Source organism: Citrobacter sp. wls716 (assembly GCF_005280975.1).
GTDB lineage: Bacteria > Pseudomonadota > Gammaproteobacteria > Enterobacterales > Enterobacteriaceae > Citrobacter > Citrobacter youngae.
The window spans coordinates 289,409-305,602 of the sequence record NZ_SZWX01000057.1; the positions used below are offsets into that span (position 1 = coordinate 289,409).

Annotated in this window: 13 protein-coding genes and 1 pseudogene; 10 read left to right on the top strand and 4 right to left on the bottom strand. The window is 53.3% G+C overall.

Features of this window, described 5'->3' with window-relative positions; genetic code table 11:
- Positions 1–91: 91 nt before the first annotated feature.
- From fhuA to fhuB, 4 genes are read left to right on the top strand one after another with little or no spacing between them, the layout of a single operon-like run.
- Positions 92–2,326: a ferrichrome porin FhuA gene (gene fhuA, locus FDX24_RS23125; protein ID WP_048212659.1), complete on the top strand. Its 2,235-nt coding sequence runs from the start codon at positions 92–94 to the stop codon at positions 2,324–2,326.
- Positions 2,327–2,372: 46 nt separating this feature from the next.
- The gene (gene fhuC / locus FDX24_RS23130) at positions 2,373–3,170 is read left to right on the top strand and encodes a Fe3+-hydroxamate ABC transporter ATP-binding protein FhuC (RefSeq protein ID WP_137365003.1); all 798 of its coding nucleotides are present in this window, start codon (positions 2,373–2,375) and stop codon (positions 3,168–3,170) included.
- Positions 3,170–4,060 (top strand): Fe(3+)-hydroxamate ABC transporter substrate-binding protein FhuD, encoded by an 891-nt coding sequence (gene fhuD, locus FDX24_RS23135; protein WP_048212657.1) that lies wholly within the window; start codon positions 3,170–3,172, stop codon positions 4,058–4,060. Before fhuC ends, fhuD begins: the two co-directional genes overlap by 1 nt.
- Positions 4,057–6,039, top strand: a complete 1,983-nt coding sequence (fhuB, locus tag FDX24_RS23140; protein WP_115600950.1) for a Fe(3+)-hydroxamate ABC transporter permease FhuB — start codon at positions 4,057–4,059, stop codon at positions 6,037–6,039. The genes fhuD and fhuB overlap by 4 nt, the downstream gene beginning before the upstream one ends.
- Positions 6,040–6,129: 90 nt before the next feature.
- Here fhuB and hemL read toward each other — a convergent pair whose 3' ends face one another.
- On the bottom strand, positions 6,130–7,410 hold the full coding sequence (gene hemL / locus FDX24_RS23145) for a glutamate-1-semialdehyde 2,1-aminomutase (protein WP_137365004.1): 1,281 nt from the start codon (positions 7,408–7,410) through the stop codon (positions 6,130–6,132).
- A 168-nt stretch (positions 7,411–7,578) separates the two neighbouring features.
- Between hemL and clcA the strand changes: the two genes are divergently transcribed.
- The 3 genes and pseudogenes from clcA (at position 7,579) to erpA (ending at position 9,426) form a co-directional block, all read left to right on the top strand.
- The gene (clcA, locus tag FDX24_RS23150) at positions 7,579–9,000 is read left to right on the top strand and encodes a H(+)/Cl(-) exchange transporter ClcA (protein ID WP_137365005.1); all 1,422 of its coding nucleotides are present in this window, start codon (positions 7,579–7,581) and stop codon (positions 8,998–9,000) included.
- A 23-nt stretch (positions 9,001–9,023) separates the two neighbouring features.
- Positions 9,024–9,089 (top strand): annotated as a pseudogene (gene yadW, locus FDX24_RS23560) (small protein YadW).
- A complete protein-coding gene (erpA, locus tag FDX24_RS23155; RefSeq protein ID WP_003018581.1) occupies positions 9,082–9,426 on the top strand; it encodes an iron-sulfur cluster insertion protein ErpA in 345 nt (114 codons plus the stop codon). The pseudogene yadW and the gene erpA overlap by 8 nt, the downstream one beginning before the upstream one ends.
- A gap of 119 nt (positions 9,427–9,545) precedes the next feature.
- Here the strand turns inward: erpA and FDX24_RS23160 are convergent, their stop codons facing one another.
- The 3 genes from FDX24_RS23160 to mtnN are packed head-to-tail and all read right to left on the bottom strand — an operon-like array spanning position 9,546 to position 11,698.
- Positions 9,546–10,169, bottom strand: a complete 624-nt coding sequence (locus FDX24_RS23160) for a TRIC cation channel family protein (RefSeq protein ID WP_101741410.1) — start codon at positions 10,167–10,169, stop codon at positions 9,546–9,548.
- Positions 10,170–10,206: 37 nt separating this feature from the next.
- Positions 10,207–11,007, bottom strand: a complete 801-nt coding sequence (gene btuF, locus FDX24_RS23165) for a vitamin B12 ABC transporter substrate-binding protein BtuF (RefSeq protein WP_048212652.1) — start codon at positions 11,005–11,007, stop codon at positions 10,207–10,209.
- Entirely contained in the window at positions 11,000–11,698 is a 699-nt protein-coding gene (mtnN, locus tag FDX24_RS23170) for a 5'-methylthioadenosine/S-adenosylhomocysteine nucleosidase (RefSeq protein ID WP_048212651.1), read from the bottom strand. Before mtnN ends, btuF begins: the two co-directional genes overlap by 8 nt.
- 83 nt (positions 11,699–11,781) lie before the next feature.
- On the opposite strand from mtnN, the gene dgt reads away from it, so the two are divergent.
- From dgt to cdaR, 3 genes are all read left to right on the top strand, one after another.
- Positions 11,782–13,299, top strand: coding sequence for a dGTPase (gene dgt, locus FDX24_RS23175; RefSeq protein WP_048212650.1), 1,518 nt, complete (start codon positions 11,782–11,784; stop codon positions 13,297–13,299).
- A 129-nt stretch (positions 13,300–13,428) separates the two neighbouring features.
- Positions 13,429–14,862 carry a serine endoprotease DegP gene (gene degP / locus FDX24_RS23180; RefSeq protein WP_005132129.1) on the top strand — a complete coding sequence of 478 codons (1,434 nt, stop codon included), beginning with the start codon at positions 13,429–13,431 and terminating at the stop codon, positions 14,860–14,862.
- A 150-nt stretch (positions 14,863–15,012) separates the two neighbouring features.
- Positions 15,013–16,170, top strand: coding sequence for a DNA-binding transcriptional regulator CdaR (gene cdaR, locus FDX24_RS23185; protein WP_005132128.1), 1,158 nt, complete (start codon positions 15,013–15,015; stop codon positions 16,168–16,170).
- Positions 16,171–16,194: the final 24 nt, after the last annotated feature.

A 16,194-nucleotide genomic window follows, 5' to 3' on the forward strand; every position in this document is an offset into this window, starting at 1 on the left:
TTGCGATCGCAACAGCGTTTCGAATATCATGCTCTCGTTATAATAATAATTCTCGTTTACGTTATCATTCACTTTCATCAGAGAAATACCAATGGCGCGTCTTAAAACTGCTCAGCCAAACTCCTCACTGCGCAAAATTGCAGTCGTGGTAGCCACAGCGGTTAGCGGCATGTCTGTGTATGCACAGGCGGCGGTTCAACCGAAAGAAGAAACAATCACCGTAACCGCAGCACCTGCCGCACAAGAAAGCGCATGGGGGCCTTCGCCGACGATTGCCGCGAAGCGTTCCGCCACCGCAACCAAGACTGATACGCCTATCGAAAAGACCCCGCAGTCTGTTTCGGTTGTGACGCGTGAAGAGATGCAGATCCATCAGTCTCGTTCCGTAAAGGAAGCACTGGGTTATACCCCGGGCGTTGTGGTCAGTAACCGTGGCGCTTCGAATACCTACGATTTTGTCAGCATCCGTGGTTTTACCTCTGTCGGTTTAAGCCAGAACAACTATCTGGATGGTCTGAAACTACAAGGAAACTTCTATAACGACGCGGTTATCGATCCTTACATGCTGGAGCGTGTTGAGTTGATGCGTGGGCCAACTTCCGTGTTGTACGGTAAGAGTAATCCTGGTGGGATTATTTCGATGGTTAGTAAACGTCCAACCACCGAGCCGCTAAAAGAAGTTCAGTTCAAAATGGGAACAGATAATCTGTTCCAGACTGGGTTTGATTTTAGTGACGCATTAGATGATAACGGTGAATTCTCTTACCGTTTAACCGGGCTGGCTCGTTCCACAAATGAGCAACAGCAGGGTTCTGAATCACAGCGTTATACCGTTGCTCCGTCCTTCTCATGGCGTCCTGACGACAAGACCAACTTTACATTCCTCTCCTATTTCCAGAATGAACCCGAAACGGGTTACTACGGTTGGTTGCCGAAGGAGGGTACGGTTGAACCGCTACCTAACGGCAAGCGTCTGCCGACAGATTTTAATGAAGGTGCTTCAAATAATACTTATTCCCGCAATCAGAAAATGGTGGGATACAGCTTTGAACACGGCTTTAATGACACTTTCACCGTCCGGCAGAATTTACGTTTTGCTGAAATGAAAACGTCGCAGCAGAGCGTGTACGGCACGGGTATCTGTACAACAAATACGTTTAATGCGCCTTGCCAGGCAATTCCGGTCGATCAGCGCGATCACTATCTTGGCCGTGGCACCGTTGTCGATGACGAACGTTTGCAGAACTTCAGTGTTGATACCCAGTTACAGAGCAATTTCGCGACGGGAACGGTGGAGCATACATTGCTGACAGGTATTGACTTCATGCGTATGCGTAATGATATCAATGCTAAATTTGGTACAGCTCCTGTTCTGGATCTTTATAACCCACAGCCTCTGGATGATTTTGCTTTCGATTCTACCGAGCCTTATCAGATGAACGAAACCAAACAAACCGGTATCTATATCCAGGATCAGGCGGAATGGGATAAGTGGGTCTTTACGCTGGGTGGTCGTTATGACTGGTCACAGCAAGCAACGACAATTCGCCAGAATTCAACCACGCCGCAAGCGGGTTATATTGAGCGTAACGATCATCAGTTTACATGGCGTGGCGGTGTAAACTACCTGTTTGATAATGGTATTTCTCCGTACGTTAGCTATAGCCAGTCATTTGAACCAAACGCATTCGATCTCTACAGCACTCCACGCATGGCTTTTGCGCCATCTAAGGGTGAACAATATGAAGCAGGTGTAAAATACGTGCCGAAAGATCTGCCGGTGGTGATTACGGCTGCGGCATATCATTTGACGAAGACGAATACGCTGACAACTGATCCGACCAACTCGAATCTGCAAGTTCCGTCAGGCGAAGTACGTTCTCAGGGCTTTGAATTTGAAGCTAAAGCGGCCTTGAATGCCAATATCAATGTGACAGCTTCATATACTTACACTGATGCGGAATATACCAAGGATACCAATCTCAAAGGGAACAACGTAGAACAAGTTCCTGAACATATGGCATCACTCTGGGGCGATTATACCTTTAACGAAGGCGTTCTGTCGGGACTGACACTGGGAACCGGTGGACGTTTTATCGGTTCTAGCTATGGCGATCCTGCAAACACCTTTAAAGTGGGAAGTGCTGCTGTAATGGATGCGGTTGTTAAATACGATTTAGCGCGTTTTGGTATGGCAGGCTCTAGTGTTGCCGTCAACGTTACCAATCTGCTGGACCGTGAATACGTTTCTAGTTGCTTCCAAACCTATGGCTGCTTCTGGGGCGCAGAACGTCAGGTCGTTGCAACAGCAACCTTCCGTTTCTAATTTCTTTTGGGCACGCTTTGCGTGCCCGTTTTACAAGTTGGCTGCTATGCAGGAAAACAGATCCCATCCCGACACGACGTTTGCGTTGAAGAATGTCTCCTTCCGTGTGCCTGGCCGCACGCTTTTGCATCCTCTCTCGTTAACCTTTCCCGTGGGTAAAGTGACCGGTCTTATCGGCCACAACGGCTCCGGTAAATCCACCTTATTGAAAATGCTGGGACGCCATCAGCCGCCGTCAGAAGGTGAAATCCTGCTTGATGAGCAGCCGCTGGAGAGCTGGAGCAGCAAAGAGTTTGCCCGTAAGGTTGCCTATTTACCCCAGCAGTTACCGCAGGCTGAGGGGATGACGGTACGTGAGCTGGTGGCGATTGGGCGTTATCCGTGGCATGGGGCGCTGGGACGTTTTGGCGTGGCTGACAGAGAGAAAGTAGAAGAGGCTATTTCGCTGGTCGGCTTAAAGCCGCTGGCGCATCGCCTGGTAGATAGCTTGTCTGGCGGCGAGCGTCAACGTGCGTGGATTGCCATGCTGGTGGCGCAGGACAGCCGCTGCCTGCTGCTTGATGAACCGACCTCGGCGCTGGATATCGCGCATCAGGTTGACGTGCTGGCGCTGGTGCATCGCTTGAGCCAACAGCGTGGGTTGACTGTGGTTGCCGTACTGCATGATATCAACATGGCGGCCCGCTACTGTGATTACCTGGTCGCGCTGCGCGGCGGTGAAATGATTGCCCAGGGAACGCCCGCGGAACTGATGCGTAGTGAAACCCTGGAACTGATTTACGGTATCCCGATGGGCATTTTGCCGCATCCGGCCGGTGCCGCACCCGTGAGTTTTGTCTATTAATGATTGGATTACCTCATCTTTCCCGTCGACGGCTGCTAACGGCAATGGCGTTGTCGCCGCTACTGTGGCAAATGAATACAGCCCGTGCGGCGGCGGTTGATCCACAGCGTATAGTGGCGCTGGAATGGCTTCCGGTTGAGCTGCTGCTGGCGCTGGGTGTTGCACCTTACGGCGTCGCGGATGTTCCAAACTACAAACTGTGGGTCAACGAACCCGTGCTGCCGGACTCCGTCATCGATGTCGGATTACGTACTGAACCAAACCTCGAACTGCTGACCGAAATGAAACCCTCATTTATGGTCTGGTCGGCAGGTTACGGTCCTGCACCTGAGAAGCTTGCACGTATTGCGCCGGGTCGTGGCTTTAACTTCAGTGATGGCAAAAAGCCGCTGGCGGTTGCGCGTCAGTCGTTGCAAGAACTGGCGCAGTTGCTGAATCTGCAGACCGCTGCCGAACGTCATCTGGCGCAGTACGAACACGTGATTGCCAGCCTGAAACCGCGCTTTGTTCAGCGAGGCTCACGGCCATTACTGCTGATGACCCTGCTCGATCCTCGCCATATGCTGGTGTTTGGGCCTAACTGCTTGTTTCAGGAGGTGCTGGATGAGTACGGGATCCGCAACGCCTGGCAAGGCGAAACCAACTTTTGGGGCAGCACCGCGGTAGGAATTGATCGGCTTGCCGCCTACAAAGATGTTGATGTGCTATGCTTCGATCACGGTAACAACAAGGATATGCAGGCACTGATGTCCACACCGTTGTGGCAGGCGATGCCATTTGTTCGCGCCGGACGTTTTCAGCGTGTTCCCGCCGTCTGGTTCTATGGTGCAACGCTATCGGCGATGCATTTTGCCCGCATTCTGGATAATGCGCTGGGGGGCAAAGCGTGAGTAAACGAATTGCGCTATTCCCGATCCTTCTGCTGGCGGTTCTGTTTGTGGCTGCCTGCTGGCTGACCTGGTTTAACTTTTCCGCTGCTCTACCGCGTAGCCAGTGGCAACAGGCTATCTGGTCACCGAATATCGATATCATTGAGCAGATGGTTTTCCACTACAGTTTGCTGCCGAGGCTGGCGATTTCACTGCTGGTCGGTGCCGGGCTGGGGCTGGTCGGCGTCTTATTTCAGCAGGTGCTGCGTAACCCATTGGCAGAGCCAACCACGCTGGGCGTCGCAACCGGTGCGCAGTTGGGCATTACCGTCACCACGCTATGGGCGATTCCCGGTGCGCTGACCACGCAATTCGCGGCGCTGGCGGGAGCATGTGTTGTTGGGGCACTGGTGTTTGGCGTTGCCTGGGGCAAGCGTCTTTCTCCGGTGACGTTAATCCTTGCCGGGCTGGTGGTCAGCCTGTACTGCGGGGCAATTAATCAGTTGATGGTTATCTTCCATCACGATCAGCTGCAAAGCATGTTTTTATGGAGCAGCGGTACGCTAACCCAAACCGACTGGAGCGGCGTACAGCGCCTGTGGCCGCAGTTGCTGGGCGGCGTGATGCTGACGCTGCTGTTACTGCGCCCGATGACGCTGATGGGACTGGATGACGGCGTGGCGCGTAACCTCGGTCTGGCGTTATCGCTGGCGCGCCTGGCGGCCTTGTCGCTGGCGATTGTTCTCAGCGCCTTACTGGTTAACGCCGTTGGGATTATCGGCTTTATTGGCCTGTTTGCACCGCTGCTGGCGAAAATGCTCGGCGCGCGGCGTTTGTTGGCGCGTCTGATGCTGGCTCCGCTGATTGGGGCATTGATCCTCTGGCTCTCTGACCAAATTATTCTGTGGCTGACCCGCGTATGGATGGAAGTCTCTACTGGTTCGGTGACGGCGCTGATTGGCGCGCCATTGCTGCTGTGGCTGTTGCCGCGCCTTAGAAGTATGAGCGCGCCGGATATGAATGCCAGTAACCGCATCGCTGCTGAGCGCCAGAATGTACTGATGTTTGCCCTGGCAGGCGGGGCGATATTGCTGCTGACCGTTATTGTGGCGCTCGCGTTTGGTCGCGATGCGCACGGCTGGACATGGGCCAGTGGTGCAATGCTGGATGAGTTGATGCCCTGGCGCTGGCCGCGTATTCTGGCTGCACTGGTGGCTGGCGTAATGCTGGCTGTGGCGGGTTGTATTATTCAGCGTCTGACCGGAAACCCAATGGCCAGCCCGGAAGTATTAGGCATTAGTTCCGGGGCGGCATTTGGCGTGGTGTTAATGCTATTTCTGGTCCCCGGAAATGCCTTTGGCTGGCTGATGCCGGCCGGGAGCCTCGGGGCGGCAGCCACCTTGCTTATTATTATGATTGCCGCCGGGCGCGGGGGCTTTTCACCGCACCGCATGTTGCTGGCAGGGATGGCGCTCAGCACGGCGTTTACAATGCTGCTGATGATGCTGCAGGCCAGCGGCGATCCGCGCATGGCGGGTGTGTTGACCTGGATCTCCGGCTCAACCTATAACGCGACGGGCGAACAGGTGCTGCGCACCGGAATTGTAATGGTTATCCTGCTGGCAATGACGCCGCTGTGCCGTCGTTGGCTGACGATATTACCGCTTGGCGGCGATACGGCGCGGGCTGTAGGTATGGCTATTACGCCGTCGCGAGTAGGATTACTGCTGTTGGCGGCGGGGCTGACGGCAACAGCCACCATGACCATTGGTCCGTTGAGCTTTGTCGGGCTGATGGCTCCGCATATTGCCCGTATGATGGGCTTTCGCCGGGCGATGCCGCATATGCTGATTTCGGCGCTGGCGGGAGGCGTGTTGCTGGTGTTTGCCGACTGGTGTGGGCGTATGGTGCTGTTTCCGTATCAGATCCCAGCGGGACTGCTATCGACGTTTATTGGCGCGCCGTACTTTATCTATCTGCTGAGAAAACAGAGTCGTTAATTATGCCGGATGGCGGCATAACTGCCTTATCCGGCCTACGGGGGCAAATGTAGGCCGGGTAAGCGTAAGCGCCACCCGGCAATTCATCACTTACAATTTCGCAAACACCCGGCGTGCGGCGTCGATGGTGTTATTGATATCTTCTTCACTGTGCGCCACGGACATAAAGCCCGCTTCGAAGGCGGACGGCGCCAGGTAAACGCCTTCATCCAGCATCATGTGGAAGAAACGCTTGAAGCGTTCAACATCGCAGGCCATCACGTCCTGATAGCAGGTCACGGTTTCGGCATCGGTGAAGAAAATCCCGAACATCCCGCCGACATGGTTAACCACCAGTGGAATATTTGCTTCTTCGGCAGCTTCCAGCAGACCTTCCGCCAGACGCGTCGTCAGTTCGTTCAACGTCTCATGAATCCCCGGCTGGGCGACTTCATTCAGACAGGCGAATCCGGCCGCCATCGCAATTGGATTACCGGACAACGTACCCGCCTGGTAAACCGGCCCGGTTGGGGCCAGGGCATCCATCACATCACGACGGCCGCCAAATGCGCCAACGGGCATGCCGCCGCCGATGATTTTGCCAAGACAAGTCAGATCCGGCACGACGCCGTAATAATCCTGCGCACCGGCCAGCGCCACGCGGAAACCGGTCATCACTTCATCGATGATCAACAGCGCGCCAAACTCATCGCACAGCGCACGCAGGCCTGGCAGGAATTCCGGCAGCGGCGGGATGCAGTTCATGTTGCCCGCGACCGGTTCAACGATGATGCAGGCGATCTCCTGCGGATACTGTTCGAATGCCGCACGTACTGAGGCAAGATCGTTATAGGTGCTGGTCAGGGTGTGTTTTGCGAAATCTGCCGGAACCCCCGGGGAGTTAGGCTGACCCAGCGTTAACGCGCCGGAACCGGCTTTGACCAGCAGACAGTCGGCATGACCGTGGTAGCAGCCTTCAAATTTGATGATCTTATCGCGACCGGTGAAACCGCGCGCCAGACGGATCGCGCTCATTGTGGCTTCGGTACCGGAGTTCACCATACGTACCATATCCATGGTTGGCACTAACTCAGTGACCAGCGCCGCCATTTTTACTTCCATTTCGGTCGGCGCGCCGAAGCTTAAACCGCGCTCTGCCGCTTCAATCACGGCATTGCGAATTGCCGGGTGGTTGTGACCCAGCACCATCGGCCCCCAGGAGCCGACATAATCGATATAGGCTTTACCATCGACATCATACAGATATGCGCCGTCAGCTTTTTCAATAAACAGCGGAGTACCACCCACGCCAGTAAAGGCGCGAACGGGGGAGTTAACGCCGCCGGGGATAAGTTCGCGTGCTGCGCTGTAGAGGTTTTCAGACTTACTCATGGATGGGGTCCTGGTTCGTAGAAAAAGTAAATGCCCGCTATTCTAGTTATTCAGAGAAGGTTATGAAAGTTTTGCGTATTTGAAACAATACGATTTACAGGGGATTTTCACGAAACGTGCGAGTAGAATGCCGTTTCCGTATTTGTATTACCAATTAATGATTATCTGATGAAAACAGACACCCCTTCTTTTGAAGCACAACAAATTGTGCGTTTACGGCGCAGGGATCAGATCCGTCGACTCCTTGATCGTGACAAAACGCCGTTGGCGATCCTCTTTATGGCCGCCGTGGTGGGGACAGTGACGGGGTTGGTGGGTGTGGCGTTTGAGAAAGCCGTGACCTGGGTGCAGAATCTGCGTATTGGCACGCTGGCACAGGTTGCTGACCACGCCGTCCTGGTATGGCCTTTGGCGTTTATTCTTTCTGCATTGCTGGCGATGGTGGGTTATTTTCTGGTGCGTAAATTTGCCCCGGAAGCCGGTGGTTCGGGGATCCCTGAGATTGAAGGCGCATTGGAAGAGCTCCGCCCGGTGCGCTGGTGGCGTGTGCTGCCGGTAAAATTTATCGGCGGTATGGGTACGCTGGGTGCCGGAATGGTGCTTGGGCGAGAAGGACCAACCGTGCAGATTGGTGGCAATATCGGGCGCATGGTGCTGGATATTTTCCGCATGCGTAGCGCCGAAGCGCGGCACACCTTACTGGCAACCGGTGCGGCTGCGGGGCTGTCAGCCGCGTTTAATGCGCCTTTGGCCGGCATTCTGTTCATTATTGAAGAGATGCGACCACAGTTTCGTTATAACCTCGTGTCGATCAAAGCCGTATTTACCGGCGTGATTATGTCGAGCATTGTATTTCGTATTTTCAACGGCGAGGCCCCGATTATTGAAGTTGGGAAGCTCTCCAATGCGCCGGTGAACACGCTGTGGTTGTATCTGGTCCTCGGGATTATTTTTGGTTGCGTCGGGCCGTTGTTCAATACCATGGTGTTGCGTACCCAGGATATGTTTCAACGCTTTCACGGTGGTGAAATTAAAAAATGGGTGCTGATGGGCGGTGCGATCGGCGGCCTGTGCGGGATCCTCGGTTTGATTCAACCTGAAGCGGCAGGCGGTGGATTTAACCTGATCCCGATTGCCGCTGCGGGCAATTTCAGCGTGGGCCTGCTGTTGTTTATCTTTATCGCCAGGGTTATCACCACGCTGCTGTGCTTCTCATCCGGCGCGCCTGGTGGGATATTTGCCCCGATGCTGGCGTTAGGCACATTGCTGGGAACTGCATTTGGCATGGCTGCAGCAGCCTCTTTTCCCCAGTATCATCTGGAGGCGGGGACGTTTGCTATTGCCGGGATGGGGGCATTGCTGGCCGCTTCAGTGCGTGCGCCGTTAACGGGCATTGTGCTGGTGCTGGAAATGACGGATAACTATCAGCTCATTTTGCCAATGATTATTACCTGTCTTGGCGCAACACTATTAGCCCAGTTTATGGGGGGAAAACCGCTATACTCGACTATCCTTGCCCGCACGCTGGCTAAACAGGAAGCGGAGCAGGCGGCAAAAAGCCAGAGTACCGCCACGGGCGAGAATACTTGAACGAAATACCAGGGTATTAGATAATGGCCTTAACCATTGGGTTATAATTTGCCCAATTGCCAATGTCGTTTGGAGCAAAATATGAGTGATGACGTAGCGCTGCCACTGCAATTTACTGAAGCAGCAGCCAATAAAGTAAAAAGCCTGATCGCAGATGAAGATAACCCAAATCTGAAATTACGCGTGTATATCACCGGCGGTGGTTGCAGCGGTTTCCAGTACGGTTTTACCTTTGATGATCAGGTAAACGATGGTGATATGACCATTGAGAAACAAGGTGTTGGTCTGGTGGTTGACCCGATGAGCCTGCAGTATCTGGTAGGCGGTGCGGTTGATTATACCGAAGGTCTGGAAGGTTCTCGCTTCGTTGTGACTAACCCGAACGCCAAAAGCACCTGCGGGTGTGGTTCCTCTTTCAGCATCTGATTGCTGTCTGCAATACCGGTGGTCTGATGGTGTAGGCCCGGTAAGCGTAGCGCCACCGGGCAATGTGCCGGATGGCGGCGTAAACGCCTTATCCGGCCTACATGTTTTGCATCGTCACATCAACGCCCGTTATCATCCAGCGCAAACGTCGGCAACTTCAAATGCCAACGAATGGCGGCAAGCCGAATCAACAGGGTGACAATCATCCCCATCATACTGGCGTTTTCCAGCGATACATTAAAGGTATAAAACGCTGTCGCATGCACGATCCCGCCGATAATACACGCCGTGGCGTAGATTTCGGTGCGCAAAATCATCGGCACTTCACGCGCTAACACGTCGCGAATAATTCCGCCGCCGACGCCGGTAATCACTCCCATACAAATCGCCACCAACGGTCCGGTTCCGGCGAGAAACGCTTTATTCACGCCAATACCCACGAACACCGCCAGGCCAACGGCATCCAGCACCGGAAGGATCCATTTCGGTAAGCGTCTTGGCTGACGCACCAGCACGATCGTCAACATACTGGTGATCATCGCCACCACCAGGTCGGTGGGATCTTTAACCCAGAATACGGGGCCATGATCCAGCGCCATATCGCGGATCGTACCGCCACCGACGGCGGTTACCACGCCCAGGACCAGAACGCCGAAGGGGTCCATACGCAGTTTTCCGGCAAGCAATACGCCAGAGATAGCAAATACCGCGGTACCGACAATATCCAGCCAATAGACGAGCATCTTTACATCCTCACAATAAACCTGGTGGGGGCAGGCGCTAATTTACTTGTGAAAGCGCATTACAGAGTTGTTTTGCGGCGAGGATAATACGCGGGCTCGCGCGTTCAAACCAGTCACTATCAAGAGTAATAACCGGGATTTTTAGCTGATTTCCCCAGTATTGCTCAATTTTAAGAATTTCGCCTGAACCGCCGGTAGCAACAATTGCCTGAGGGGCTCTTGCCAGTACCTGTTCGCGGCTGACCTGCGGCCATGGAACCCGGCTGCCGGAAAAGATGTTTTCTCCACCACATACCTCAAGAACCTGGTTTTGAATGGAACCTTTTCCACTGGTAAATAGAGGATTTGCGCCAAACTGGAGAAACACACGTTTTTTAGGTTTGTTGGCATACTGAGACTTTAGTAAAGCATACTCATCAAGCAGGGTTTGCGCTGCTTGCTTTGCCTGTTCAGGCTTGGGACTCCATGGCGCAAGTTGACGCAATGCATCTGCGACCTGCTCGATGGTGACGGCATCGACCCAGATGACCTTAATTCCCAGGGCGGTCAGTTGATTAACCTGTCGCTCAGCATTCCCTCCACGCCAGGCAATAACCAAATCGGGTTTTAGCGCCACAATACGTTCCAGATTCATGCCTTGCCAGGTTGAGACCTCTTCAATATTTTTGGCCTCGGGCGGGTAGTTTGAATAGCTGCTGACGCCAACGGGGGTAATACCGGCGGCGAAGGCCAGTTCAGTGTTGGCTGGGGAAAGCGAAATAACGCGCGGCGCGGCGTAAAGCCACGCCGGAAGAATGAAAAGCAGGGCGACCAGCGCCCTGGAGATGTATTTAGCCATGTGCCAGTTTCTGCACCAGCGTTTCAACCATCAGGCTTGACTGTTTCGCGGCAACGACCAGGAACTCGTCAAAGCTGAGATGGGACTGCTGATCGGCGACGTCAGAGATAGCGCGAACGACAACAAACGGCACATTAAAGTTGTGACACACGTGCGCAATTGCGGTTGCTTCCATCTCAACGGCAATCGCTTGTGGGAAGTTATGCTTAATTTTTGCCAGACCAACGGAACCGTTAATGAAGGCATCGCCGCTGACGATCAGTCCACGGACGGCGTTCAGATTGAGTTCGGCAATGCAGGATTCCGCCGCAGCAATCAGTGTCGGGTTGGCTTTAAAACCGGCCGGGCAGCCCGGTAGCTGGCCAAATTCATAGCCGAATGCGGTGACGTCAGCATCGTGATAGCGCGCTTCGTCAGAAACCACGATATCACCCACTTTCAGCGTAGAAGCCAGGCCACCCGCAGAACCGGTATTGATGATGGCGTCCGGCTTGCAGCGTTCAAGCAGCAGTGTTGCGCCCAGCGCCGCAGCTACTTTACCGATGCCTGATTTCAGTAGCGCAACCTCAGTACCGTTCAGTTGGCCGGTGTAAATTTCACAACCGCCAAGAGCGATTGTCTGACGGTTTTCGATTTTGTCACGCAGCAGCGTAACTTCTTCTTCCATTGCACCAATGATGCCGATTTTCATAGATTTACTCGCGATAAGCCAGATTTGAGGGCATAGTCTATCATGCGCTTAAGGGGTAGCGCATTTCTCAGGCGGGAGAGGACATGGCACAGATCGATTTCCGAAAAAAAATAAACTGGCATCGTCGTTACCGTTCACCGCAGGGCGTGAAATCTGAGCATGAGATCCTGCGCATTTTCGAAAGCGACCGTGGACGCATTATCAATTCTCCGGCTATTCGCCGACTGCAGCAAAAAACCCAGGTCTTTCCGTTGGAGCGTAACGCGGCGGTGCGTACGCGCCTGACGCACTCGATGGAAGTTCAGCAGGTAGGGCGTTATATCGCCAAAGAGATCCTCAGCCGACTGAAAGAGCAAAAGCTGTTGGAGCAGTACGGCCTGGATGAGTTGACCGGTCCCTTTGAAAGCATCGTCGAAATGTCCTGCCTGATGCATGACATCGGCAATCCGCCGTTTGGTCATTTTGGCGAGGCAGCGATTAATGACTGGTTTCGCCAGCGACTCTATCCGGCTGACGCTGAAAGTCAGCCGTTAAGCGACGATCGCTGCCTGGTGTCTGCGTTACGTTTGCGTGAAGGTGAAGAGTCGCTCAATGATATTCGCCGCAAGGTACGTCAGGACCTGTGCCATTTTGAAGGCAATGCGCAGGGCATTCGGCTGGTGCATACTCTGATGCGCATGAACCTGACCTGGTCGCAGGTGGGGGGAATTTTAAAATATACGCGCCCGGCATGGTGGCGTGGAGGTACGCCGGCGACGCATAACTATTTAATGAAGAAACCGGGCTATTACCTTTCCGAGGAACCGTATATTGAGCGGTTACGTAAAGAATTATCCTTAGCACCTTACAGTCGCTTTCCATTAACCTGGATTATGGAAGCAGCGGACGATATCTCTTATTGTGTGGCTGATCTGGAGGATGCTGTTGAGAAAAGAATCTTCAGCGTCGAGCAGCTTTACCACCATCTGTATGAGGCGTGGGGGCATCATGAAAAAGGTTCCCTGTTTAGTCAGGTTGTTGAGAACGCCTGGGAAAAATCTCGTTCAAATACATTAAGCCGAAGTACTGAAGATCAGTTCTTTATGTATTTACGCGTTAATACGCTGAATAAGCTGGTACCGTACGCCGCTCAGCGTTTTATTGATAATTTGCCGCAAATTTTTGAGGGGAGTTTTAATCACGCTTTATTAGAAGATGCCAGTAGCTTCAGTCAGTTGCTAGGGGTATATAAAAATGTAGCGGTAAAACATGTGTTTAGTCATCCAGATGTGGAACAGCTGGAATTGCAAGGCTATCGGGTTATCAGTGGGCTTCTGGAAATCTACCAACCACTGCTAAAAATGTCATTATCCGACTTTAGCGGACTGGTTGAACACGAAAGATTAAAACAGTTCCCTATCGAATCACGATTATTTCAAAAGTTGTCTACCCGCCATCGTCTTGCTTATGTTGAGGCGGTCAGTAAAATATTGCCGGGTAGTGCCGAGTTCCCGGTCATGGAATATTATTACCGCTGCCGTTTAATTCAGGATTATATCAGCGGGATGACTGACTTGTATGCCTGGGATGAATATAGACGGCTGATGGCGGTAGAACAATAAATACTCATTTGTAAAGACGGACAATAAAATTTTACTTTTTCCTTAAACTTCATTCTGGAACTTAGCGCTATAAAACGACTCTGAGGTATACAGCAATTTTGCGTGACCTGTTAATCGAGAACGAAACACATGAAAAAAACCACATTAGCAATGAGTGCACTGGCTCTGAGTTTAGGTTTGGCGTTGTCCCCCCTGTCTGCAACGGCGGCTGAGACAGCGTCTTCAGCGACAACAGCCCAACAGATGCCAAGCCTGGCCCCGATGCTCGAAAAAGTGATGCCATCGGTGGTGAGTATTAATGTCGAGGGGAGCACGACGGTCAATACGCCGCGTATGCCGCGTAATTTCCAGCAGTTCTTTGGTGATAACTCTCCGTTCTGCCAGGACGGTTCTCCGTTCCAGAGCTCACCGTTCTGCCAGGGCGGTGCTCCGGGCGCTGACAACGGCGGCGGCCAGCAGCAGAAATTTATGGCGCTGGGGTCTGGCGTCATCATTGATGCCGCGAAAGGGTATGTTGTGACCAACAACCACGTGGTCGATAATGCCACGGTGATCAAGGTTCAACTGAGCGATGGGCGTAAGTTTGACGCGAAAATCGTCGGAAAAGATCCGCGCTCTGATATCGCGTTGATCCAAATTCAGGATCCGAAAAATCTGACGGCAATTAAGCTGGCAGATTCTGATGCGCTGCGCGTGGGTGATTACACTGTAGCGATTGGTAACCCGTTTGGCCTCGGTGAAACGGTGACATCAGGTATCGTTTCTGCACTGGGGCGTAGTGGCCTGAATGCCGAAAACTACGAGAACTTTATCCAGACGGATGCGGCGATCAACCGTGGTAACTCTGGCGGTGCGCTGGTTAACCTGAATGGTGAGTTGATCGGGATTAACACCGCGATCCTCGCGCCGGACGGTGGCAACATCGGGATCGGTTTTGCTATCCCAAGCAACATGGTGAAAAACCTGACTTCGCAGATGGTTGAGTTCGGCCAGGTTAAACGCGGTGAGCTGGGTATTATGGGGACTGAGCTGAGCTCTGAGCTGGCGAAAGCGATGAAAGTGGATGCCCAGCGTGGGGCATTCGTCAGCCAGGTTATGCCGAACTCTTCTGCAGCGAAAGCCGGTATCAAAGCTGGGGACGTGATTACCTCCCTGAACGGTAAACCAATCAGCAGCTTCGCTGCCCTGCGTGCGCAGGTCGGCACCATGCCAGTGGGTAGCAAAATTAACCTTGGCCTGCTGCGCGACGGTAAGCCGGTAACGGTGAACCTGGAACTGCAGCAGAGCAGCCAGACTCAGGTTGATTCCAGCTCTATCTTCAAAGGCATTGAAGGTGCGGATATGAGCAACAAAGGCCAGGACAAAGGTGTCGTGGTAAGCGATGTGAAACCGAATTCGCCAGCGGCACAGATTGGCCTGAAGAAAGGGGATGTCATCATTGGTGCTAACCAGCAACCGGTGAAAAACATCGCGGAACTGCGCAAAATTCTCGACAGTAAACCGGCTGTTCTGGCGCTGAACATTCAGCGTGGTGACAGCTCTATCTATCTGTTGATGCAATAATCCCTCTGAACCCCTTCCCATATCAGGGAAGGGGTTTCTTTTTGTGATACCTACCACAACTCCATACTTCTCTCTTCTGCTTTGTGCATTTGCACAATGTCGCAGCCTGTTTTCTTCCCTATGCTTGAGCACTGCTCACAGGAGGGCTTTATGGCTGGCTGGCATCTCGATACCAAAATGGCGCAGGATATTGTGGCGCGAACCATGCGCATCATTGATACCAATATCAACGTAATGGATGCCCGTGGGCGGATAATCGGCAGTGGCGATCGCGAACGTATTGGTGAATTGCACGAAGGGGCACTGCTGGTGCTCTCACAGGGCCGGGTAGTCGATATTGATGATGCGGTAGCGCGACATTTGCACGGCGTGCGTCAGGGGATAAACCTGCCGCTGCGGCTCGAAGGCGAAATCGTTGGCGTTATTGGCTTAACCGGTGAGCCGGAGCATTTGCGTAAGTACGGTGAACTGGTGTGTATGACCGCCGAAATGATGCTGGAGCAGTCGCGTTTGATGCATCTGCTCGCTCAGGACAGTCGTCTGCGCGAAGAACTGGTGATGAACCTGATTCAGGCTGAAGAAAACACCCCGGCGCTGGTGGAATGGGCGCAGAGGCTGGGTATAGATCTGAACCAGCCGCGCGTGGTAGCGGTGGTGGAGGTCGACAGCGGTCAGCTTGGTGTAGACAGTGCCATGGCTGAGCTACAGCAATTGCAGAACGCGTTGACTACGCCTGAACGTAATAATCTGATTGCGATTGTTTCCCTGACCGAGATGGTGGTGCTGAAACCGGCGCTCAATCAGTTTGGTCGCTGGGACGCGGAAGATCACCGCAAGCGTGTTGAGCAGCTCATTGCTCGCATGAAAGAGAACGGACAGCTGCGTTTTCGCGTGTCGCTGGGCAACTATTTTACCGGGCCAGGCAGTATTGCCCGTTCGTATCGTACGGCGCGCACGACCATGATGGTCGGCAAGCAGCGCATGCCGGAAAGCCGCAGCTATTTTTACCAGGATTTAATGCTGCCAGTGCTGCTGGACAGCCTGCGCGGCGGCTGGCAGGCTAATGAGCTGGCCCGTCCGCTGGTTCGGCTGAAAGCGATGGATAACAACGGCTTGCTGCGTCGGACTTTAGCGGCGTGGTTTCGGCATAACGTTCAGCCGCTGGCGACCTCAAAAGCGTTGTTTATCCACCGTAATACGCTGGAATATCGCCTGAACCGAATTTCAGAGCTAACCGGGCTGGATTTGGGGAATTTTGACGACCGACTGTTGTTGTATGTGGCGTTGCAACTGGATGAACAGCATTAATTCCTTGCCTGATGACACTACACA